We start from the raw sequence: 1878 nt of genomic DNA on the forward strand, positions 1-1878 counted from the left end.
ATTGTGCGCCCAGATAAGGGCGAGTAGTCTAGCAGGTGGAATGCCTGTCTGGTAAGGTCTAACCAACCGCCAGTAGCGAGTCTTGGGTGACTGTCAGTAATGGTAGTTGCTAAGCGTAGACAGCGAGAAAATAGAGAGTGTGATTGAGCCTCGAAATTTTGACATTTAGAAGGCTGACGTTCTAATTTCGACGGAAAGCAATACAAATCAATTCGCATTGGTGAGAAATGGTTTACTTCTGCGGGGTCAAAGAGCACTTTATGTTTTACATTGTGATTATTCAGTCAACTGGGGAGAGCCTATTGTTTCTTGCCATTGCAAGTATGGCAAACAACTGCAAAATAGGAGAATGTCAAAAGAACAATAGGCAGTCGGATAGCTTCATAGTACTGAAGAAGTTGGGTAATGCCAACGGAGGAAAGGGAGCTACATAATAATGGTCTTTCCGAGGACACATCAACCGTACTCAGGGACGGAGGTATTGATGGAAACAAAATTAGAAAGAATAGCAGAATTATCGGCAAATTCGCCGAGACCAGAGTTCACATCGTTGTATCATCTAATCAATAAAGAAATGCTTTTGCAATGTCACAAAGAATTAGACGGAAACAAAGCAGTCGGTGTTGATGAGATTACTAAGAAAGAGTACGAGAGGAATCTGGAGCAAAACATAGATGACTTGGTAGAAAGACTGAAAAGAAAATCATACAAACCACAGCCATCAATTAGGGTATATATCCCTAAAAGCAATGGAAAACTTCGACCATTAGGAATTGCGTGCTATGAGGACAAAATAGTCCAATTAGCATTAAAGAAGATATTGGAAGCTATTTATGAACCGAGATTTCTGAACTGCATGTACGGATTCAGACCAAATCGAGGATGTCATAACGCAATAAAAGAACTGTATAAGAGATTAAACAACACGAAAATCTGCTATATTGTGGATGCTGACATCAAAGGATTCTTCGACCATATGAAGCATGAATGGATTATCAAGTTTCTCAAACTTTATATTAAAGACCCCAACATAATTGGTCTTGTCAAGAAGTATCTTAAAGTGGGAGTGCTGGATAATGGTGAACTTATGGTGAATGAAGAAGGTTCAGCTCAAGGCAATATCATAAGTCCAATCCTAGCAAACATATATATGCACAATGTATTGACACTATGGTATAAGTTTATTATTACCAAAGAATGCAAGGGAGATAACTTTCTAATTGTATATGCAGATGATTTTGTTGCAGGATTTCAATATAAATGGGAAGCAGAGAATTACTACAAGCTTCTTAAAGAACGAATGGAAAAGTTCGGTTTGCAATTAGAAGATAGTAAAAGTCGTCTCTTACAAAGCGGTGCTTATATTGCAAGGGCAAAGCAAAAGAGCGGTGAGTGTATCAGATTACAAACATTTGATTTTCTGGGATTCACATTCTATTGTGGACGTTCACGCAAAGGCATGCCATATATGATGCCAAAGACAAGCTCTAAGAAATTCAGACAGAAAATTCGAGACATCAAGGTATGGTTATATGCGAATAGAGACCAACCACTAAAGAAACTAATGGGTATGCTAAATCTGAAACTAATAGGTCATTATAGGTACTATGGCATAAGTTTTAATGGCAGAATGATTTCAAACTACAAACAACAAGTGAGAGAACTTCTGTTTAAGGTGCTGAATAGACGAAGTGACAGAAAGAGTTATACAAGAGAAGGATTCATTGAAATGCTGAAATATTATCCATTGGCAATGCCAAAGATTTATGTCAGTTTGTTTTGAGACTGTAAATATTATTATGAAGAGCCGTATGCGGGAAAGCCGCACGTACGGTTCTGTGAGGGGCTTACATTGTGAGGTGTAAGTCTACTCGACTG

The 1878-nt window shown here is 38.3% G+C and carries 1 protein-coding gene; it reads left to right on the plus strand.

Annotation, left to right across the window (positions count from 1 at the left end):
- Nucleotides 1–484 precede the first annotated feature (484 nt).
- Complete coding sequence (ltrA, locus tag H8716_RS17390; RefSeq protein ID WP_249310222.1) at nucleotides 485–1783, plus strand: group II intron reverse transcriptase/maturase; 1299 nt, start codon at nucleotides 485–487, stop codon at nucleotides 1781–1783.
- The last annotated feature ends 95 nt before the right edge of the window (nucleotides 1784–1878 follow it).

Source organism: Jingyaoa shaoxingensis, assembly GCF_014385005.1.
In the GTDB taxonomy this organism is placed as follows: Bacteria; Bacillota; Clostridia; order Lachnospirales; family Lachnospiraceae; genus Marvinbryantia; species Marvinbryantia shaoxingensis.

Coding starts and splice junctions, on each gene's coding strand:
- ltrA (WP_249310222.1), top strand. CDS start 485: ATGGAAACAAAATTAGAAAGAATAGCAGAATTATCGGCAAATTCGCCG.